Origin of the sequence: Legionella steelei (assembly GCF_001468005.1) — a bacterium.
Taxonomy (GTDB): Bacteria; Pseudomonadota; Gammaproteobacteria; order Legionellales; family Legionellaceae; genus Legionella; species Legionella steelei.
This window is the reverse complement of record NZ_LNYY01000016.1, coordinates 65,237-86,484: the sequence shown is the minus strand read 5'-3', so window position 1 is coordinate 86,484 and position 21,248 is coordinate 65,237. Positions and strand designations below refer to the sequence as shown.

Below are 21,248 nucleotides of genomic sequence, written 5' to 3'. Positions count from 1 at the left end.
CAGGTAAGAGTTTAAAAAAATTTAATTCTTGACCTTTCCGTTACGTAATCCCTTATCGTGTGAATTGTTGATTTAGAGGAATATGAGATGCCGTACACAGTAAAGAAATTAGCTAAAATTTCCGGGGTGAGCTCGCGAACTCTCCGTTTTTACGATGAAATTGGTTTATTAAAACCTGCTTATTATGGGGATAATCAGTATCGTTATTATGAAGAAGAGCAACTTTTGATGTTGCAGCAAATTTTATTTTTTCGTGAACTTGGATTTCCTCTAAATGACATACAGAGGATTATTGGTAGTGATGGGTTTGATAAAATCGAAACATTAACAACCCATAAATCTATCCTCTTAGAAAGTCTTGAAAGAACGAAAGCTCTTATTCAGACAATCGATAAAACCATGTCACATATTAGAGGAAATTTAACAATGAGCGACATCGAAATGTATGAAGGATTTGATTCTATAAAGCAGCAGGAATACGAAAAGTACTTAATTGAAACCGGTAACATAACCCAACAAGAAATTAATGAAAGTTGGAAAAATATTCGGCATTGGAAAAAAGATAACTGGGATGAGCACTCTCAAGAAGGGGAGGATATTAATCGTGGTTTAGTTCGCTGTATTCTTCATCACGACAAGCCAGAGGCCAAGAACGTTCAGGACCTAATCCAAAGACATTATAGTTGGGTAAAACACTTCTGGACACCTACCAGGGAAAGTTATATTGGACTCAGTCAAATGTATCTTGAACATCCAGATTTTAAAAACTTCTACGATAAGTTCCATCCAGACTTAGTGATATTTTTAGTTGAAGCGATGAGAATCTATGCAAAAGAACACTTGAATTAGTAGATACTGGGTTGGGTCGTCATACTTGAACAACGAGTTCATTACGTAAACGTATGTGTGCTCGAAAAAGTTATCTCAACTGGCATAGGCTGGGCTGTTGTTAAGCCCCGCATCATTTCGTACTTGCGAAGGAATGTTTTGGAAGTAGTATTGTTCCATGCTGGGCTATACACTGGCCCAGCCTACCTTGCTTTTATCCCCCCATTTAGCAATACGAGGTTGTTTTATTCTCACCCCTAGTGATCAATATTAACCTACGTTGTTCTTGACATCGCCATTGTGAATCACAATAATTCGACCGATTTGTTGAAAAAAGTTGCTGCAGGGATTGCCGGCCCTAACTAGGAAAAAAAATGAAAAATAAAATAGTTATGTTGGCACTAACTTCCTTATCTATTACTTATTCTCTTAATACTTATGCTGCCGAGTATCGTGAGGATGGTTTGTCACTAAGTGCTTCTTTAGGGATCCTCTCTGGTAAGGCCCACGAATACGTTTATTATTCAGGAACAGAGAGCAAGTTAAGTCAGCTGGATTGGCGCATAAAAAATGCCGCCATAATTAACGCTGAATTCAATTATGATTTTCTCGCTTGGTTCAGTGTCAATGGTAGAGGCTGGACAACTTTAGCCAAAAGTAAGTCGGTTATGGATGATTATGACTGGTTTAATCCCTATCAAGAAAGTTGGACTGACTGGTCACATCATGAAAACACGCATCTTAATTATGCCAATGAATTGGATCTGGGCTTAAGAGCATGGTTGATGCAACAACAAGATTACAAACTAGGTTTGGCTGCTGGTTACCAATGGAGTTCTTTTAGCTGGCGTGCAAAGGGTGGTTGTTACCAATATAACAATGGAGCCTATACGGGGTGTTTTGCTAGTGACCAACCAGGAATTGGTTACCAACAAAAATTTAGTACGCCTTATGTAGGGTTGGCCGGAAAATATTTCATCAATAATTTTGAGTTCAATGCGCTTTTAAAATATAGCAATTGGGTTGCAGCGCGAGATCATGATGAGCATTACGACCGCAATTTAACATTCTATGAGCGTGGAAATAATTTCACATATTATGCGGCAACCCTTAATTCGGGCTACTTTGTAACCCCTCAAGCGAAAGTTTTTGTTGAGGCGTCCTACAACCATTATTCTAATGGGCGTGCTGATACGGAAATAATCGATAATGATACCGGTAAACACGGTTATGAGGATGACTCAGCGGGTATATCCAATAAAAACTACAGCATCGCACTTGGCATGCAATATCGTTTCTAAGAGTAGGTGCTGTTGGTGTGATTTGCCATCAATCTTGGCTGCCAGCAGCCACAACAGCGTAGGTCGGGTCTTAGCCCGACCTACGGTATTTGCTCCCTCATTCCCTGGGGAAGAGGGTTTATGGTGAAGGGGGACTATCTTCAGCAGGACTCATTTTGGGCTGAGCTGGCATTTCTACATAAACCTGATGCACAAAATCATCCATTTTTTTTGATTCGGCCTGTTTTCTGAACAACATATTAACAAAATCTGCTGCTACAAGTGGCCATTGGTTTTCAGAATTGGATTCACCACGATTTTCTTCATTGATAAGATCTACATTGTCTTTTAAAAAAGTATTTACCGCTTCTTCATCATACGCAACCAGGGCTCCGGAACGAATACTTACAAAGCTACCCTTGGGAACTACTTTGTATTCTTTATTATCACCAAGATGCACGTATTTTTTTTTGCTGGGATTATAAGCATATATGTCTTCATCAGCAGCATTAGGAATAATAAAAACTTTTAGCCCATTTGCTTTCAATGCTCGAATCACTGGTAGTAGCTCATTAAACCCAGAACTACGAATTAAATGTAAGGGTAAATATCCCAATGCTTTGGTTTTACCAACTCGTGCTAAATCGCCCATGTCTGGATGCGAAAAAAAGTCAGTAGAAGGTGGTGGTGTAGAAAACAGGGGTTTACTACTAACCGGGGCTTCATCGGGTGCATTCGATTTGTTTTCTTCACGTGTTGGGGGGGCGTTTTTAAGCAGCTCTAAAGGTGATTTCATAATTAGCAACCAAGTTAATATTTGTTCTAATTATAAACAAAATATTCCGATGTATCAAAACATTTACATTGAGTATTCTTATAAAACACTGCCTAAAAGGCTTTTGATCAAAGAACTATAACACCTTGGACATGATAAATTTGTTAAAAACAATGGATTATCCACGAATCCAAATAAGCTATAATGTAGGGTATGTTATAACCACGAGTAAATTATAATGCCGAAACCCAAAAAGAAATTACTGCAAGAAACCTCGCTACAAAATGGTGAAGTTCAAGGATATAAATTTCAAGATGATGATTATGCGAATCAAATGGCTTATCTTTTTAATGGCAAAAAGGGAGAAGAGGCAGCAAAAAAAATATTGGATGAGGCAAATGCACAATTCCCGAATCCATTAGATCTTTTAAAGAAAAAGAAATATATAGAAGAACAGCTCAAACAAAGAGCCATAGAAGTAGATAATGGTTTTCATGCTGGAATAAAAGACATTTTTGCAAGCTTAAAGAACGTGGATCATCCTGTGAAAGGTGAAGAGGCTGGAAAGGATGCTATGCTCAGCCTTATGAAAGGCCTTGGATTAAATGTTGATGATGATAATGTACAGACACATTACTCACCAGGTCCACCTATGGTTTTTCAAGTCACTTGGGTTAATCGTCCCGGGGAAAACCTCAAAAATGAAGACTCTAATGTAAATAAGCTTGCCCAAAGTTACTCAGACTGTTTGTCGCCAAGAACAGGTGAAAAGCAACAATTTGATACGTCGTGGCAAACACATAAATCCCATGCGCTGCAAGGTGGGCCTAAAATCGAAAAATCTGAGTTTCTAAGCCAGGCGGATCAATCGTTTCAAGCTCATTTAGATTCTCTAAAAAATCCAGTACAACACGTTGAGTCTGGAGAAGAACAAATTAGCGATTCCAGGCCAACCTACTGATTGATTCAATTGATATTTGAGTTAAAAAATGAAAAATCATACACATATTCTTGAGTGGGCAACTCATTGCCTACGGTCTAAAGGGTATTTATTAGTGCATGCAGCGGAAATCATGCTCGAAACACCTTGGTCGAATGTGATCCGATTTTCAACCTCAACAGGTAGTGTTTATTTAAAGCAACCGGCGCCATCTATAGCCCAAGAGGCAAATATTATGCAACTATTGGCGGAGCAATTTCATGCCAGCGTGCCGATGGTGATCGCAAGTAACGATGAGTTGCATTGTTTTCTGATGAGTGATGCTGGACAGTCGCTGCGCGAATATCTAAAAACAGCATGGCAGCCGGACTTATTATGCCAAGCCATTCGGCAGTTCACCGCGATGCAACGCTCCGTAGAGAGCGATATAGAATCTTTATTGGCACTGGGAGTCCTTGATTGGCGCTTAGATAAATTACCCCAATTGTATGAGCAAATGATTAGCCAGGGAGAGTTTTTAAAAACAGAAGGGATAACCAACAAAGAGCTGCAAACATTACGCGATTTAAGTCCGCAAATTGCAGAAGAAATCGAATCGTTATCTCAATACCAGCTTCCAGAAACCATTGTTCAATCTGATTTTCACACGAACAATATTTTGATCCAGTCACATACCCAAAAATTGACATTCATTGATTTGGGAGAGGTGGTGATCACCCATCCCTTTTTTTCCTTACATACGTTTCTTCGCCAAGCCATTATCCATCATGGTGTGAAAGAAGGTGATCAAACCTATCATCAATTGCAAGACACGTGTCTTGAACACTGGCTGGACTTGACGGCTAATAAATCGCTGCTGGAAGGATTTATGCTGGCCAAAAAGTTATGGCCCATTTATTCGGCACTTGTTTATTATCGTATCATTCACTGTGTCGATCAGCAGTTCTTTAAATCGTTTTATGCCAATAGGCCCAATCGACTCGCTGGGTTTTTTAGAGAATATATGGGGTAAGTGGGTCAGAGAAAAAAGATCCAAGCGAACCATGTGACGTTTATCCAAATTATTGGTAATGTTGAACGGCAAATAAAACAATTCACAAAATTTTCATGTTGCTAAAAGTAATATTTACTGACGGTGGAAGCATCGGAAACCCGAAGTAATTATTTGTAGCAGGAGCTAGATATACTATAGGAGTAGTAGATGAAAAGAATTACTATAAAAGCCGTCCTCGAAGAATATGATACTAATAAAGGTTATGGACGAGCGCTTCTTAAAGCAGAGCCTCATATTAAAGAATTGCGCAGTTTTTATGAGGATTTAAAGGGTGATGATTTATCTCCCGCCTCGTTACTGAGATTAGCGCAGATTTTAATTGGCAAAAACACCCGCACTGACACGAGTGAAAGTGGTAAAGCATTCGAAAAACTGGTTAGCAAACTAGGGGGATATACAGCACTTGATACCTTAAACGCTTCAAAACAGCTAACCAAAGATAATGTAGTATTTCTGGAAAAACACCCCCAGGAGGCGACGGATTTAGCACCGCTCATCGTATCTATCTCAAAAACAACGATAGCCTCCGAGAGGCAGAAGGTATTTTCTATAGCAGAGAAACTGAAAAATCCACAGGAATTAATTGCCGTTTTTAAAGAATTGGAATTAATGTCGCACTCAGAAAATGCCTATTTTTTCATTCATACTTTATCTCTTTTAAATAAGCACGATGTACATAGTGATGAGGTAATGCCTTTATTAAAAGGGACTGAGGAACATATTATAATTATTAGCCAAATACTAGAAACATTGGCAGCAAAAAATCCATCGTTACTTACCCTCCCTAACCTGATAAACATTTTAAAAATGAAACAGCATCACTTTGATTTCCATACGGTGTTAAAAATTCTGCCGCTTGATCAGAAGTCTCTCGATATATTATTGCGAGTAAATGAGACTTATACTTTGGGGCAACATTATTGGCTTGAAGACATCGTTAAGAATTTTGAAAAAGCAGGCTGGGATCTACAGCTCTATTTAGAGGATCTTCTTAGCGGGAAAACTAATGGTTGGGCCGTGAGAAGAGTGACCGCGGAATTAATGCGTTTGAAATTAAAACCAGAGCTTTTAGCCTTAATTTTACCAGCTATTTTGACTCACTCGCATGAAAGTACGGAATTATTAGATGCCGTAAAAATACTGCAGAAAGAGGACTTAAAAGAGGGGCTAGATGTAGCATTTCTTAAAATTGCAATTGCAATACCTAAGTTTTCTCACCGACTTGCGGCAGCTCTTGTGACCTTGCAAAAAGCTCAATGTTATAATGATGCGACCAAAGTATATGTGTGTTTAAGTCCAGAACACGCTTTAGGACTGGCTCAATTTTGGATTCAATATACTAATGCTGGGTGTGTCGATGCATCTCAACGCGCAGCGATGCTGAAACGGCCACAATGTGCAGCTTACACCGCTGAGGTGATTGAATTTTTACAAAAAAATAATTTACATAAGGAACAGAATATTATCGCTGTTTGTAAAGCGAAATTAACAGACAAATCCTTACTGCAACTACTGAAACTGATGCAAGAAGCTAAAATTCTAGAGCAGTCGAGTTTAGATATACTTTTACCACAACTATCATTCATTAAGACATTGTATAGTGGTGCTCAGTGTTTGGCATATGGTGGAAAATTAGATGCATTTAATTTTGATTCATTAGTTTCTGACCCTGTTAATGCGGTTACATTAGCAGAAAATTTAGGTGGAAAACCTTATCCTTCTGACGACCTTAGCTTCCTAAAAAACCCAGGGGCTCAGGATTTTATGACCATTCGTAGAAATACCAAAGTATTGTGCCAAGGTTATCGGCAAGGTCTTTTTTCCAGCGGAATGTCTTCTGAGCAGAAACAGGATTTTGCAACGAAGCGTGGTAAGACCGTCGAGGAAACACAAAAGGAAACTCTGCTAAAAATTGCTCAATATTCGGGTAATCAAGCGTTAGAAAAGGAAACCGAACACCATGTTGCTGAAGATACTTATGTAAGCTTCTTAAAAATCAGATAAATAGAATGTCACCCACTGATATAAACCGTTCACCGAAAAGAGCGGTTTATATCATAGTTTTTACAGATAAAAAAAACAGCCCTCAGAAGACTTTTTTCAGAATGCTTTCAATCCTACTATTTTCATAGTAGGATCTACTAAAAAAATAGTAGAGCATGCTCTATTTGGTTTCTGGAGAGGAAAATGTCCATAAAAAAAGTATCGTCAGCCCATGATCGTCTGCTTACAGAAGTAGAGCTTGAATTAATGAATATTATTTGGAGCCTTAATAAAGTAACGATTAAAGAGGTTGTTGCGCATCTGTCTCAAGAACGGCCTTTAGCGTACACCACTGTCGCAACGGTGGTAAAAGTGCTTGAGCAAAAAGGATTTCTTGAATGCCAGAAAAGCTCTTATGCCCATGTTTTTGTGCCTATAGTGACAAAGTCTGACTATGAAAATACCTGCCTTGATCACATTGTTGCCAATGTTTTTGATGGTGAGCCTGTAGCCCTTGTCCAAAGACTTTTGATGGCTAAAAAATTACAACACGATGAGCTGCAAGCAATAGAGCAAGCGCTGAAACAATTAGCCTCTGACACCAAAAAAGTGGGGGTGGAATAATGTTATTCATAGAAATTTTATTGAGCATCCATTGTTTGCTCTTGATAAGCTCATGGTTTATCGGAGGGCGCTGGCTTACCAAGCAACCGTCTTTTAAACTGAAACTTGCTCGCTTTTTATTAATCAGCTGTGTGGTTTCTCCATTAATTGTTCATTGTGTGAGTTTTAATCAAAAACCTGAGCATCATAACTATGTATCATTTGATGTACTGCAAGAATATATTAATCAACCTATCTTAAAGGAAAAAACCACGCAGCGTGCACAGGCATCAGCACCTTCATTGACACTGGATAATGTGAGTTATTGCCAGCTCTTTTATCTGCTGTTTTGTCTCATCACTTTATTTCGTGCTTATCACGTATTATCGGGTTTGCGGGGGTTGCGAGCGCTGTTAGCTGAAGCAATTCCTTATCGACGTGCTGGAAAACTAGTTATTAAAGTGTCTCACCGCTGCGATATTCCATTCTCAGTATTTTTATTGAATAAAGCGTATATCGTTTTGCCCGTATCCTTATTTTCTTCTGCTAAAAATGTGCGGATTGCGATTGCTCATGAGGGACAACACCATCGTAATGGCGATTGTTTGTGGGCCTATTTTATTGAATCTTTGCGCATTATCTTCTTTGGGAATCCAGGTGTTACACGCTGGAGCAGCGTTTTAAGTGAATTACAAGAATTTTCATGTGATGAAGTATTGGTTGGCCACCCAAATATTTCAGCACATGACTATGGCCACTGTCTGTTTCAAGTGATCCAGACGGTATCTCAGAGTTCTCTGTCATCTAATCGAGAATTAGCATGCACGGTGGGTATGGCTTTGAACAATGAAAATGAAGACTGTACTTTTATCATAAGGAGAATTTCCATGTTATCAACTTATCCATTTAATGCATCTAAGCCTTTGCTGCTAGGGATTGCATTTGTTGGGTTTTCTATTTTAGCACCTATGTGTGTGGCCTATTCAGCAGTAGGGTCCTTAACCAGTCCTAAGACAAAAAGAGTGGATACAACGCATTTGGATCCTAAAATGCAACACATTGCAGAGCAAGAAATTACCGCCGCGGTCAAGCGCTATCACGCAAAATCAGGGGTTATTGCCATTGCTGATCCCAACACAGGTAATATCATTGCATTTGCTGAGTCTGGTACGAAGGACAACAGTTGGACCTCGCGTGTTTTTTCACCTGGGTCTACCATAAAACCTTTTATTGCTGCCGCAGCTATTGATGCCGGTACAAGTTCTGTAACTAAGAATTATGATTGTCACGCACCTTATTCCCTAGAGGGTAAAACATTTACCAACTACAATCCTAATGTGGGCTCTGCTTCTTTAACAGAGGCGATGGCAAAGTCGATTAATGTATGTCTTATCAAGGTGTCGCAAGAGGCTGGGGCACCAGTAATCCGTAAAAAACTTGCTGAATTTGGTTTTGACATGAACACTTGGTGGCAAGCGAATCAAAGCGATGAGTTACAACTTGCAATGGCGTCACTGGGTGAAAATATCCCTGTCACTATTGAATCGTTAACAAAATCCTACGCCATTCTTGCCAACAAAGGACGTCCTTTTACTCGCGGGGACTCACCAATTATTTCCGAAACAACGACAAACTCGATAAATCATATGCTTAAGAATGCGGTTATCAATGGTACTGGAAAACCCGCAGTGATTCCTGGTGTTGCTGTGGCGGGTAAGACAGGAACTGTTATCGAAAACAGGGATAACCAACTTGCGTTGTTTGCAGGGTATGCACCTGCTGATAAACCCCGTTATGTCATGTTAGTCGTAATTGAAGACGGGCATTTAAGTAAAAATGGCAAGACATTAACTTCAGGGGGAGAACTGGCAGCGCCTGTATTCCGTAAGGTTGCGGTAAATAGCTTGGATGGTACAAAGCGATAATCACTAAAATTCCCTCTCCACTTGCGGGAGTGAGGTAGGTATGAGGTTTTTGTAGTTGTACTCAATACCCTCATCCGCCCTGAGGGCTCCTTCTCCCCCTGGAGAGAAGGGATTTTTACTGGTCATTTGAAATGATTTTGAGGTCGTAATGAAAAAAAATATTTTATTAATAGGTATGGGATTGTTATTGTGTACTACTATTTGGGCTCAAGGCACCTGCTTTTTAGCATATGAAAATCAAACAGTGCTAAAACACGAGGGCAACGAGTGTAATCAGCGTTATTCGCCGGCATCGACCTTTAAAATTGCCTTAAGTCTTATGGGTTTTGATTCGGGGATATTAAAAGATGCGCTTCATCCTGAATGGCCTTATAAAAAAGAATACGAACTCTATCTCAATGTGTGGAAAGATCCTCATAATCCACGTACTTGGATAAGGGATTCCTGTGTTTGGTATTCGCAAGTGTTGACACAGCAATTAGGGATGAATCGATTTAAGAATTATGTCAAAGCCTTTCACTACGGCAATCAAGATGTATCAGGCGATAAAGGCAAGAATAACGGATTAACCCATGCCTGGCTTTCAAGCTCGCTTGCTATTTCGCCGGCAGAGCAAATCAAGTTTCTACAAAAAATAGTCTACAACAAACTACCTGTGAGCAAAAAGTCTTTGAGCATGACTAAAGACATTCTTTATATTCAAGAATTAGCTGGTGGTTGGAAACTGTATGGAAAAACTGGAACTGGTCGACAATTAACGAGAGACAAAAGCCATCAACTTCCTTTGCAACATGGATGGTTTGTGGGTTGGATTGAAAAGAATGGTCGCTTGGTTACCTTTGTGAACCATATCGCTGACAGCAAAGAAAAAACTACTTTTGCGAGTTTTAGAGCAAAAAATGAGGTACTCATTAAACTACATTATTTGATTAATGAGTTGGAAAAATAATGACCGCTCTCATCACTCTACTGCAGAGGATAACTGCGTCGTCGCTACGGTGCTCGAATTCTCAGGTACTCACTTGTACACTCCAGTTCTGCGCTCCGTTCTTCCTGGTATCTGTCTCTCTGCAGCGAGTTTTGAGCGAGGTTCAATGGGCTTAAAAAGTTGAAAAAAAATGCTTGACCCTATTGTTGCTATATACCTTACCTTTGTATTTAAGGAGGGAACATTATGACTCAATGGTTCGTAAAAGATCTAAGCAAATTAACCGGTGTTTCGGTGCAAACGCTACATCATTATGACCGCATCGGTTTACTTATACCTTCATTACGACGTTCTAATGGGTATCGTGTTTACTCCGAGAAGGATTTATTGAAACTACAACAGATTATTGCTTTGAAGTTCTTTGGTTTTGAGTTGTCACAAATCAAAACCTTGCTTACTGATGAACATAGTGCGCTGAAACATTTTAGCAGCCAAGCCCAAGTGTTAGAACAAAAAGCAGCCGCTCTGCTTGAGGGGGCTAAAACGTTGCGACGCATCATTGACTCTGTTGACAACAATCAATCCATTGCATGGGAAACCATCATTCAACTTATAGAGGTATATAGAATGACAGCGCATCTTGAACATGACTGGGTCAAAGAAATATTCACACCCGATGAATTAAAGCAGTACGTTGAGTTTGAAAAAGAAATGAAAGCCAATGCGACACCGGAACAACAAGCTACTTTTGAAAAGAATTGGCATCAGTTGGTGACAGAAGTAAGCAATAATTTGCAGTTCGATCCTAGCTCAAAAGTTGGTGTTGATTTAGGGAAGAAAATTATGGATTGGGTGAATGGGGTATATGGTAAAAAATACGCCCATTTAAGAACCAAAAAATTTGAAAAGGGTTTTGGAGAGGGGAAGGGGCTCGATGAGGTAGGTTTGACTCCAGAAATTGTAGCATGGATGGATAAAGCGATGGATGCTTATTGGAGAGAACGAATTTATGGCATTTTGCAACAGGTAGGAAAAACCTCTGCTGCAAGCGTGTTAACTCTTTGGAATGAGGTACTGGTTGATATGTATGGTGAAGAGACATCTCGCCAAAAAGACATTTACGAAATCGTTTTTAAAGACGATAAAGTCAGTGCAGAAGCAAAAGCCTGGCTTAAAAGTATTCAATACTAAAAAAAAGGTTAGCAGTAATTGCATACATGGAGTACATCATCCTGAGCGAAGTGAAGAATCTTTTGAATGAGGCATAGACGTGATTTTGATGAGCGTCTCGGATCGGTATGATTTTTACCGATCCGGTTACTCATAAATAAGGTCGCATGTTTACTATTTCTTTGATTCGTGAAAAAACTTGCAAATCTCTTCCATGAAATCAGTATAACCTTGTTTTTTATCCATTATATTTTTCCAACGGTGATTGTTTCCTTCGGCAACTATTTGAGCCAGTTTATCCAGACGATCACCTTGGGTTTTCATAACGTGCGCTTTAATTTTCTCTTTTAATACTTCTTCCCATGCTTCATCAGCAAGTTCTAAAAAATAGTTTGCCTTCATATCATCGCCATCAGCATGTTCGCCATGATGACAATGGCCGTGTTCATGATGGTGGTGTTCTTCATGCATATCATGACATGGACAATGGCAGTGTTCTTGGGCACATCCGTAGCTTCCCATATTGTTCTCCTTTCAGATTTTTTTAAACGTTGAAATAGCGAGCCTAAATAAAATTATAAAAAAGCACACAAATCTATTCTTGAAAACCTTAGGTATTTTAGTGTAGTACCTCATCGTTTCAATTGCTAAATTTAAATTAAAAATTGTTTCTTTAAAAGCGTTATGTTGTTGGTAGAGTATTTACTCATACATCTATATTGCATAAAAGAGAGACAAGACTGGGTTATTTTGAACCCTGTGACGAATGTAGATTTCATGTTGGGTCTAAGACCCAATCTATTTGGGTTCAAAAATGTGCAATAATGTCCATTGCTCCTAATACTGTATAGCGTTTATTTGGTGAAATTCCTGCATTGGCATTGCCATTAAATGCATTTCTATCCAGCGCATAATCGTAGTCAACTTCTGGACGCAACTCGATTTGTGGTGAGAGCCAATGCTGCCAACCAAGACCGAAGTTCAGATAGCGAGTTTTGACACCTGTGCGTTGTCCCTGCTTATCGTCATAAAATTCAGGTCTAAAAGAAATATTATCAAGAGGTGAGAATTGATAATTGATGTAGGCTAACGTAGCGAATACTGAAGCAGTACAAGCAAGTGTCGATGTGCTATTGCATTGTGCTGCATTCGGTGCGTTAAACGGAATATATTGTGGCGAAAAAGGCGTTCCTCCAGCCGCAATAGCAGCTGCTGCAATCGGATTATTGATATTCGCCACATTTTTTTGATGGAGTGTATAAATTTCATAGGCAATATGCCAGCGGTCGTTGAATTTATGGTAATAAGTGAATCCATACCACTGCAGATTATTGTAACCCCAAACCCCATTATTGATACCGTCCATGCAAGGATAAAAGGTATCTTTACCATCATTCCAGGTAAAACGCGCGCAAGCAACGGCGGATAGTCTTGCGCCTGGATCTTTGGGAAATGTTGCATTGGGGTATAAAGGATTGGGAGCAGGATTATTTACTTTTTTCCCTATATTCCAAATCGCGGTATCTGTGCCACCTACTAGACCTAATTGGAAAATGACATTTTTAGCAACTGCTAAACTTGCTACTACACCTTCATTGGTATAGTTATCGAAAGTATAAGTCATCGAGTGTGAGTACATGTAATTATTGGGTGCAAGTTGTGCCTCAATATCAGGAATTGAAATATAACGTCCCACTCGCACAAGTAATCCTTGTGCTACATTAGGGATGTATACTTCACCATAAACCATGGGAAAGTCATAACCATACACTGAGTTATGATTTAAAAGCTGATAACTGGCAATCCCATAGGCAGTGGTATAGCGGTAGTTTTCCCCATAAATCCCTGATAGTCTAAACCCCCAATCGCTATGGTTTGTTTGCACTGTATCGGGAACGCGTTCCATATAAAGCACTACTTGATCCAATTGAGCGGTATTTGGCGTATACAAATAAGCCATAGGTGCGTTGCCGCCTGGTTTGACTGTGTTTGAACTGATATTGCCGCCGCCATTTACCCAACCATATACTTGAATATGACTCTTTTGTAACCATTTTCCAGTAGCGGTATTGGCAATGCCGACCATCAGTGGGCTATCAACAGAGTTAGGTAGGCTCACCCCTAATGACGTGGTGGCGCCATAAGGCCATTCAGTAAAGGGCATGGGGGGCGTAGACTGTGGGGTGGCAGGCCAACCTCTTCTATGCGCAGAGGGAGCCTGCAGGTCAGAAGGTGCGGCAGCATGCCCCATTTCCAACTGGTAATAACGAAAAAAACGCTTAATAATCTGTTCACCTAAATAACTATCTAAGCACGCATAGTTGATATAAGGATCACATTTTAATGTAGTTTGGCTTGATATAGCTCTCTCTTTTGCCCAGACTGGATCAGTCGTTGTAGCTAAAATGAGATAAGTGAAACCTACAATAATAATTCTTTTCACATTAACTTCCTGTAAAAGCAGCTCAATTAACCGAACAAAGGTAGCCTGGCTGCAGCAGCTAGGCTATGCTTGATTTAAGTGCCAATTTCTCCAATTGCATGCATTAACTTGCTGAGCAATAAAGTGGGGTCACTATGTACTATTGGAATTGCTGATTGTTGCGCATTCATAAATCCTTCAACGACACAATGATTCATAAAATTAAATAACTTATCAAAATAATTATCGATATTTAGGAACCCCATTTTTTTATCGAGTTCCCCTATTTTTAGTGCATTCCATGTTTCAATTGCCTCCTCCAGAGTTCCTAATCCTCCGGGCATGACGATAAATACATCAGCCAATTGTTGTAGCATTTTTTTTCGTTCCTGCATTGAGTCAACCACATGCAGTTCGTCTAAGATGCCTAATGGTTTTTCTTTATCTAAAAGATGAATCGTGGTAACTCCTATTGCTTTACCACCTAATCCTTTTACTGTGCTCGCTAAAAGTCCCATCATGCCTAGACTCGAGCCGCCATAAACCAGGCTTAGTCCCATAGCAACAATGTCATGTGCGAGCTTTATCGTTGCTTGTTCGAATAATTGATTACTTCCAAAACGTGCACCAAGATAGACACAAACTGTTTTCATAAACAATAATCATGATTAATTTTTTTGCGTCATACAATGTAAATGAAGATAAACCTGCCTGCAAGCAGCCAGGTTGTTGTGTGGTTTGGCAGTATTTGCAACACTTCCACTGTGTTTCTAGGTTCTACACGTTCTGAATTAGACTTTGATGTTCTGTATTTTCATGAGATTCTTGTGAGGGCTTGATGTCTTTTGACAAAGCACTGGATGCTAATCCTACTGAAACAACACCTGAGTAGATCAACAGCAGCAAAAACGAAGCAATGCATATATTTGCCTGAGAAGAAGTATCACACTCTTGCTTCTCAAACATTAAAGCAATTGCTAATCCAAATCGGGCTAATGCAATAAGTCCTTGGAGTAAATGTAGAAGTTTTTCTGAAATATGGGAGTCATTATGGGAAATAGCATAAATTGATCCTAGTGTTTGCGCCACGGTACCAGGTATAACAATTGAAGGGGCATAGGACTCCACAGTTGTAGTAAGTATCTGAACAATACTATTAGAAACTTGTACATTATGATGAACTGTTGATGTTGGTGTAGAATCACCAAAAAACCTTGGCATGTTTTTTCCTTGTTTAAAATCATGATGTTAAAGTTGCGCTACTACTATACTCCCCTTATTTAAATGATATCAATGGGGCAAACATTCATTTTAATTTTCATATAAATAGCCATCAGCTAGCTCCTAATTTTCCTAATTATTGAGCGATTTTTATTAAGCTATGGTTGGGACTAATTGACGTCCATTTCAATTTATAATAGCGTATTCATGTTGTATGAGGTTATGGATTAAATAGTTAAGGATAATGATGCGCTTACTTAATAAATTATTTTGTACTAGTCTTGTATTACCCCTTGTTTGTTCCGCTGGTACTATGGGTAATGTAGGTCCTTCTAAGCTCTGGTCTATCCCTATTCAAGGGGGCTTTTTTGGGGCATCTCAAGGTAAAGAACAGCACGTTGATATTGATGGCCTGATAGGTAACGACTATACCGTAGACAACAACTCGCAAATTAGTGGACTTGTCGGTGTTGGTTTATATTTTAATGGTCCCTCTTACAATTGGTTTCAGCTGTCTTATGGAGTTGATGCTTTTTATTTAGGGAAAACCACAGTACGCGGCGATATTATTCAAGAGGACTTGTTTACTAACTTATCTTATAAATACAGCATTCAAAACGTGCCTGTTTATGCCGCAGCCAAAGCACTGATATTCACAAATAACCCCAGGTACAACTTCACAATAGATGCGGGGATTGGCCCTAATTTTATGTGGACTTCTGACTATCATGAAACCCCATTAGAAGACTTTGTTATCCCTGATCATGCATTTAAAGGAACCTCCACAACGAGTTTTTCTGTCACAGCTGGGGCTGGAATTCGCTTAAACAATATAATTGGGCCCATGCCATTGGAATGTGGTTATCGTTTCTTTTATTTAGGCCAAGGTCATTTAAATAGGGTTAATGATCAATACCTCGATAGCTTAAATACCGGTGATACCTATGCTAATGCCCTGGTGTGTGCGATAACTATATAAGTCATTGACTTAAAAAGGTATTTTACATGATGAAAAGACTCATGATAAAGAGGATATGGCATGTTGTTTTTCTTTTTTGCATCCATCATGTTGTTTCGGCAGACCCTAGCCCTGGTCGTTTTTTTACCATTTCCAGTTATGGATCGCCCGTTGATGTTGATGTGACCTTATGCCTCAACGTCAAAGGGAAAGTGCCTACAAGTTGCCAAGAGTATACTGTTTCTGCGGTTAATTTAAGTTTATTAACTGTGCCTATGCATATCTATCCCTATGCTGGAATTAAGATTAATTCTCCTTATTACTCAATCGGTTCAGGGTGCACTCCGTTAAGTAATGGATTTTGTATGTTTTACGTGAGTCACCGATCGTCAGCAACAATTCAGATTAAAGCGCCTGATTATATTATTATTGGTGCAGGTACTGCGGGTGCTGTTTTAGCGAAAAAATTAAGTGATGACATGCACACTTCTGTCGTGGCACTACAGAATGGGCCCAATCTGAATCAAGATCCGCTGATTAATCTTTCAAAAAATGCCGTTATTACGGTGGCATCAGGATTAATTGGACCGCCACTTTATGCACTTTCTGACACAATTTCACAACAATTTGCTGATAATCGGATGTTAAATTGGGTTTATGCAATACCGTTGGGTGGAGCATCATCGATCAATGCGGGTGCTTGGTGTCGTGGTACGAATCAAGTTTATTCGCAATGGGAAACATTAGCAGGGCCAAACTGGTCGGTGGCCAATATTCAGGATGCCTATGTTGAATTAGAAAATTATACCGGTCAAACGACTAATCCTGCTGCTCGAGGCTTTAGTGGACCTCTTCCGGTTCGGCAAGAGACTAGTCCCTCCCAAGTTTCAATTAAATTCTCACAAGCCATTATGAATGCTACGGGAGTGGGGCTTGTTCTGGATTATAATGATCCCAATACCCCTATCGGTGCTTCGACACAGGTGCAATATACGCAAATGGGTGCAAATGGGGCGTTACGTGCAAGCAGCTCCATTGTTTTTCTGAATAGTGAAGTGATGGACCAACAAGGAAATGGAGTAAATGGGCGTCCATTACATGTACTATTTAATGCTACTGCAGATAATGTGATTTGGAGTGGAAATACTGCCGTTGGCGTTAGATATTATCAGGATGGTATGAAGAGGGGGCTTAATGCAGCAAAGAGTCTTTATGCAACAAAAGGAATCATAGTCAGTGCGGGAATTAAGAGTAGTTCAATTCTTATGCGCTCTGGGGTTGGTCCGGCCTCATTATTGCAATCGCTCAACATTCCTGTGGTTTATGATAACCCGAACGTAGGTCAGGGGTTGGCTGATCAACCACATGTGATACTGATTTATACGTCGAATCCTAATGATACTCCTTCATCGTATTTGCTGCAGATTGCAGGCAATATTATTTCTGCTTTAGCCAATACGCCCATTGGCCAAGAACTTATTAAATACATTGGTTCTCAGGTGAATGTACCAAATGGTTTATTTGCACAAATTGCATGGTTACCAGATCCTAGTGGAGCCAATCCTGGAGTACGTGCGGTGCGATTTGCCTCAATAAATCCAATTCCTGGCATTACCGTGGTCTTCTTGGATCTGGTACAACCAGCGAGTCGTGGTTCTATCGTGATTAAAAGCAGAGATCCTTTTGTAGAACCTGCTGTGAACTTAGGCGAGTTTCAAGCGCAATCTGATCTCGCGCTTTATATCAGTACGATGCAAAATTATATTAAGAATATCAATGCTCAATTACAAAGTATTGATCCGACTTATCAGATGATTTTTCCCGATCCAGGGTTGCTTGATGATGTTCCGCAGTTAATTGATTTTATAAGGCAAGAAGTGGGGAGTAACATGGTTTTTCAAAGCCATTGTCGTATGGCACCCTTAAATCAAGGAGGGGTTGTAGACAGTACAGGCCATGTATATGGGGTGCAAAATCTTATTGTGGCGGATGCTTCCGTTGATCCTGTTGCGATGGATGGTACTCCTATGGCCACAGCTTATTTAGTTGCTGCAAATATAGCAAAAATGTTACAGGGACAATAAGTTCTACTATCTTGTATCTTGGCCAAAATGACGCGATTTTAGCGCTCCGATACTCACATACTTAGTGTATACCGCGTTTCGGTGCGCTAAAATCACATCATTTTGGCCGAATTGTAAACTGATCTTAAGAGTGCAGATACTGTCTTTAATCTTAAGGTTTGTTTTTAAAGACAGTATCTACAATCAAAGGCTATTTATTTTAATAAGGCTAATCGATATGTTCCTATTTCTTGGAAGCCAAGTGATTTATAAGCACGTACAGCAGCACGCTCATTGCTGAATAGAATAGCTCTTTTGATTTGTTTCACCATCGCTTGTTGTAGGCAAAAATACACAGCTATTCTGGCAAAACCTTTATTTCTTAAAGGAGGGGGGGTATAAACTGGACCGATTTGCACAATATCCGGTAACTGGGCATTGAATCCACATAGTGAAACAGGGATATTATCTACAAATAAAACCCACCGATTTTGACTCAGCCGCGTATCTTGAATTTCATCCATCACAGATTCCTCAAGTTTAGGATCGCCAGCGTCATCTCCTAGTGCTTCTATATGATAAGCAATAAGCCATTCTTTGATGACCTCTATATCACACTCTTGCATTGTTTTGAGGGCGCAATGATATAAATGCATTGCTTTGGGTATTATCATCTGTTCAAGATTAAGTAAGAATAATTGTTCTTGATAATTAATGGCGAATTGAGACGAGGATAATTCCAGCTTATCCATGACAAAACGAGCTTGCGAATCTTCGCCTAATATGCCAGCAATTGCTCTTGTTCTTTTCAGTTTAAACGTATCAACCAAAGCGGATAATATGGAAAAATTTTCAGTTTGCATCATGACATTTCCATTCCAATAATGCGCTAAAACCCCATTAAGTTGGGTATTCTCAAACGAGCCATAATATTCGCCATGAAATGGTGCATCCTGATAGGTGATTCCTGAGTAATATAAATTGTTCCTCATGAACATGGTCGTTTCTTGATAATGATTGAGATAGGATGACAATTCCTCGATATGTGATTGGTCTAGTTTTTTTATCTCGATCATGATGTTCCCCATATGATGCATCTTTTTGAATATATTCTATTCATCAATAGGAAAGCAAATTTGCTGAAATATGAGCACTCATGCTGGTTGGATTATTGGATCCAACCAGCATGCAGAGTTTGTTAAGAAGGTATTAGTTTCCACTAACTTCCAGTGTAAAATCGATATTACCGCGGGTAGCATGGCTATAGGGACAAATCTTGTCATGTGTTTCCTGTACCAACTCACGTGCCTCAGCGGTTGGCAGGGAAGGGACATTGACATTCATTTTCACCGCAAGGCCAAACCCACCACCTTCACGTGGTCCAATAGAAACGTGGCATGTTACAGTTGTACCCTCAACATTTTTTTTGTGCTGGCTTGCCACAAATTCCAATGCGCCACCAAAGCATGCTGCATAACCAGCAGCAAAAAGATGCTCGGGAGTTGTCGTGTTAGGTAAACCCCGGCCTCCCATCTCTTTGGGAACAGAAAAATTGGCGCTCACAGAATGATCCGTAGTTTCCGAATGGCCATTTCTCCCTCCTGTATTAATCGCTGTTGCAGTTACTAGAGGTTTTATGGTGTTGGCTGACATGTTTTACTCTCCTTGTTAATAAGTTATTTGGGGCAACCTTTTAATCACAAAGCATTGTTCTTGCCTCGAAAAGAAGTTCCCAATCAGTATAGTTTATTTATTTGGTACGCAATACTCTCAAAAATCTTTTTCCTTCAGTTAACCCCAGAGTGGCTGAAATTACTGACGGAACGCCCTATGGGCGCAACAACGCTTGCTGGTGCAAATGGTGCCGCGTCAACCGATATTATGGAAAGCATGTTGCTGAAATTGCTAAGACTTTGAAAATAGGACGCCAATCTCTAGGTAATTCTTAAATGATATGTGTAGGTCGGACCTTGGCCCGACAATAGCGAATTGTTTTCGAGAATAATTTTGGTTTTGTCGGGCCAAGGCCCGACCTACGCTAACTTAATGTCATTGATGCAAAAGTAGCTTCTTCCAGTTTCTCTTCTTCTTTTTTTAAGCTCACAATTTCTTTTCCTAGTTTTTCTCGCTGGACTTTCATGTCCCAAAGTTTGCGATGAGCTCCATTGGCGATTTCTTTCTTAATCTCTTCAATTTGTTTCGGAGAGAGTTCTTGTGTATGGCGATAGAACGCATACAGTTGCGCACATATCTCCTCAACTTTTTCCTCTTCAGTCAGTTTCTCACTGTCTGGCTTTAAGTGAAAATCAATTACACAACATAATGTGGCGCGTACGTTGTTCATATGCAATGCAGTTGCAAAGGCACGATAAGCAGCACTGTTGCGAACAAATAAAGGAATCAGCGGATTTTGTAAACTCCAAAAACCATCAAGTCGAATAACCTGAATAGGCATGTTATTCATCAATGCTAGCTTGGCTACCCCGGTGTAGACTCTGGGTGGCTCTTGACCGATTCTTGAAAAATTACCTTGTGGGAACAGTGCAACGCAACCCTTTTCTTTCAGTACTTCACTTGCTTTTTCTATCGCGCCAGCATTAGCAGTTCGTCCTTCACCTTTCTTTGCAGTGGCTTCTACTGGTATCGTTTGAAACATCTTCAGAAAACGAGCAACGCCGGGCAGGCCATTAAAACCCGTTGTGGCAAAAAAACGAGGTGGTTTGCCCTGCATTTTTGAGGCGACAACCGCTGCATCTACTAGGCCAGATTGATGTGGGCCTATGGCAATGAGGCTGCCTTCATCTTTTGTGTTATCAATCTCTAAATCGCCACTCTTTGTATGCATCATACGCATCATAAGCACCAAAAGGCCGGCTGCGACACGGGCAAAACGATCTTCGTAGTTAAGACGATTCTTCGACTCAGCGTATTTTAGAATGACGGCACACGTTGCTAAAGCAAGGCCTGTCAGCAGGATAAATTGCATATAAGCACTTGAGAAAGAGTCATCATTATTTTGATCGAAATGGCTATACATATGAACTACTCCTTGATCAGGGACAAATTGATTTTCGTGATTAATAAATTTAACCACACTC

The 21,248-nt window shown here is 39.9% G+C and carries 20 protein-coding genes; 12 read left to right on the top strand and 8 right to left on the bottom strand.

Annotation, left to right across the window (positions count from 1 at the left end):
* The first annotated feature begins 87 nt into the window (after positions 1–87).
* Both Lste_RS03540 and Lste_RS03535 read left to right on the top strand, forming a co-directional pair.
* Positions 88–849 carry a MerR family transcriptional regulator gene (locus tag Lste_RS03540; protein ID WP_058509712.1) on the top strand — a complete coding sequence of 254 codons (762 nt, stop codon included), beginning with the start codon at positions 88–90 and terminating at the stop codon, positions 847–849.
* 353 nt (positions 850–1,202) lie between these two features.
* On the top strand, positions 1,203–2,129 hold the full coding sequence (locus Lste_RS03535) for an omptin family outer membrane protease (protein ID WP_058509711.1): 927 nt from the start codon (positions 1,203–1,205) through the stop codon (positions 2,127–2,129).
* 118 nt (positions 2,130–2,247) lie between these two features.
* On the opposite strand, the gene Lste_RS03530 is transcribed toward Lste_RS03535, so the two are convergent.
* The gene (locus tag Lste_RS03530; RefSeq protein WP_058509710.1) at positions 2,248–2,904 is read right to left on the bottom strand and encodes a hypothetical protein; all 657 of its coding nucleotides are present in this window, start codon (positions 2,902–2,904) and stop codon (positions 2,248–2,250) included.
* A 217-nt stretch (positions 2,905–3,121) separates the two neighbouring features.
* Between Lste_RS03530 and Lste_RS03525 the strand changes: the two genes are divergently transcribed.
* The 7 genes from Lste_RS03525 (at position 3,122) to Lste_RS03495 (ending at position 11,507) form a co-directional block, all read left to right on the top strand.
* Positions 3,122–3,844: a hypothetical protein gene (locus Lste_RS03525; RefSeq protein ID WP_058509709.1), complete on the top strand. Its 723-nt coding sequence runs from the start codon at positions 3,122–3,124 to the stop codon at positions 3,842–3,844.
* A 28-nt stretch (positions 3,845–3,872) separates the two neighbouring features.
* Positions 3,873–4,835 carry an aminoglycoside phosphotransferase family protein gene (locus Lste_RS03520; RefSeq protein ID WP_058509708.1) on the top strand — a complete coding sequence of 321 codons (963 nt, stop codon included), beginning with the start codon at positions 3,873–3,875 and terminating at the stop codon, positions 4,833–4,835.
* Between the two features lie 189 nt (positions 4,836–5,024).
* Complete coding sequence (locus Lste_RS03515) at positions 5,025–6,881, top strand: hypothetical protein (protein ID WP_058509707.1); 1,857 nt, start codon at positions 5,025–5,027, stop codon at positions 6,879–6,881.
* Between the two features lie 183 nt (positions 6,882–7,064).
* Positions 7,065–7,484 (top strand): BlaI/MecI/CopY family transcriptional regulator, encoded by a 420-nt coding sequence (locus Lste_RS03510; protein ID WP_058509706.1) that lies wholly within the window; start codon positions 7,065–7,067, stop codon positions 7,482–7,484.
* The gene (locus Lste_RS03505; protein ID WP_058509705.1) at positions 7,484–9,388 is read left to right on the top strand and encodes a M56 family metallopeptidase; all 1,905 of its coding nucleotides are present in this window, start codon (positions 7,484–7,486) and stop codon (positions 9,386–9,388) included. The genes Lste_RS03510 and Lste_RS03505 overlap by 1 nt, the downstream gene beginning before the upstream one ends.
* Before the next feature lie 148 nt (positions 9,389–9,536).
* On the top strand, positions 9,537–10,337 hold the full coding sequence (blaOXA, locus tag Lste_RS03500) for a class D beta-lactamase (RefSeq protein ID WP_058509704.1): 801 nt from the start codon (positions 9,537–9,539) through the stop codon (positions 10,335–10,337).
* 225 nt (positions 10,338–10,562) lie between these two features.
* Positions 10,563–11,507: a MerR family transcriptional regulator gene (locus Lste_RS03495; RefSeq protein WP_058509703.1), complete on the top strand. Its 945-nt coding sequence runs from the start codon at positions 10,563–10,565 to the stop codon at positions 11,505–11,507.
* Positions 11,508–11,660: 153 nt separating this feature from the next.
* Here the strand turns inward: Lste_RS03495 and Lste_RS03490 are convergent, their stop codons facing one another.
* The 4 genes from Lste_RS03490 to Lste_RS03475 form a co-directional block, all read right to left on the bottom strand.
* The gene (locus Lste_RS03490; protein ID WP_058509702.1) at positions 11,661–12,008 is read right to left on the bottom strand and encodes a hypothetical protein; all 348 of its coding nucleotides are present in this window, start codon (positions 12,006–12,008) and stop codon (positions 11,661–11,663) included.
* 286 nt (positions 12,009–12,294) lie between these two features.
* Entirely contained in the window at positions 12,295–13,929 is a 1,635-nt protein-coding gene (locus Lste_RS03485) for an outer membrane beta-barrel protein (RefSeq protein ID WP_058509701.1), read from the bottom strand.
* Positions 13,930–14,003: 74 nt separating this feature from the next.
* Complete coding sequence (locus Lste_RS03480; protein WP_058509700.1) at positions 14,004–14,561, bottom strand: LOG family protein; 558 nt, start codon at positions 14,559–14,561, stop codon at positions 14,004–14,006.
* Positions 14,562–14,685: 124 nt separating this feature from the next.
* Entirely contained in the window at positions 14,686–15,129 is a 444-nt protein-coding gene (locus Lste_RS03475) for a hypothetical protein (RefSeq protein ID WP_058509699.1), read from the bottom strand.
* 244 nt (positions 15,130–15,373) lie between these two features.
* Here Lste_RS03475 and Lste_RS03470 point away from each other — a divergent pair, with 244 nt between their 5' ends.
* A complete protein-coding gene (locus Lste_RS03470) occupies positions 15,374–16,108 on the top strand; it encodes a hypothetical protein (protein WP_058509698.1) in 735 nt (244 codons plus the stop codon).
* Positions 16,109–16,134: 26 nt separating this feature from the next.
* Positions 16,135–18,171, top strand: a complete 2,037-nt coding sequence (locus Lste_RS03465; RefSeq protein WP_058509697.1) for a GMC family oxidoreductase — start codon at positions 16,135–16,137, stop codon at positions 18,169–18,171.
* Positions 18,172–18,365: 194 nt separating this feature from the next.
* Here Lste_RS03465 and Lste_RS03460 read toward each other — a convergent pair whose 3' ends face one another.
* Both Lste_RS03460 and Lste_RS03455 read right to left on the bottom strand, forming a co-directional pair.
* Positions 18,366–19,226, bottom strand: coding sequence for a GNAT family N-acetyltransferase (locus Lste_RS03460; protein ID WP_058509696.1), 861 nt, complete (start codon positions 19,224–19,226; stop codon positions 18,366–18,368).
* Between the two features lie 133 nt (positions 19,227–19,359).
* Positions 19,360–19,803 carry an organic hydroperoxide resistance protein gene (locus Lste_RS03455; RefSeq protein WP_058509695.1) on the bottom strand — a complete coding sequence of 148 codons (444 nt, stop codon included), beginning with the start codon at positions 19,801–19,803 and terminating at the stop codon, positions 19,360–19,362.
* A 60-nt stretch (positions 19,804–19,863) separates the two neighbouring features.
* Between Lste_RS03455 and Lste_RS19385 the strand changes: the two genes are divergently transcribed.
* The gene (locus Lste_RS19385) at positions 19,864–20,067 is read left to right on the top strand and encodes a hypothetical protein (protein WP_157070691.1); all 204 of its coding nucleotides are present in this window, start codon (positions 19,864–19,866) and stop codon (positions 20,065–20,067) included.
* A 121-nt stretch (positions 20,068–20,188) separates the two neighbouring features.
* On the opposite strand, the gene Lste_RS03445 is transcribed toward Lste_RS19385, so the two are convergent.
* Positions 20,189–21,187: a lysophospholipid acyltransferase family protein gene (locus tag Lste_RS03445; protein ID WP_058509822.1), complete on the bottom strand. Its 999-nt coding sequence runs from the start codon at positions 21,185–21,187 to the stop codon at positions 20,189–20,191.
* Positions 21,188–21,248: the final 61 nt, after the last annotated feature.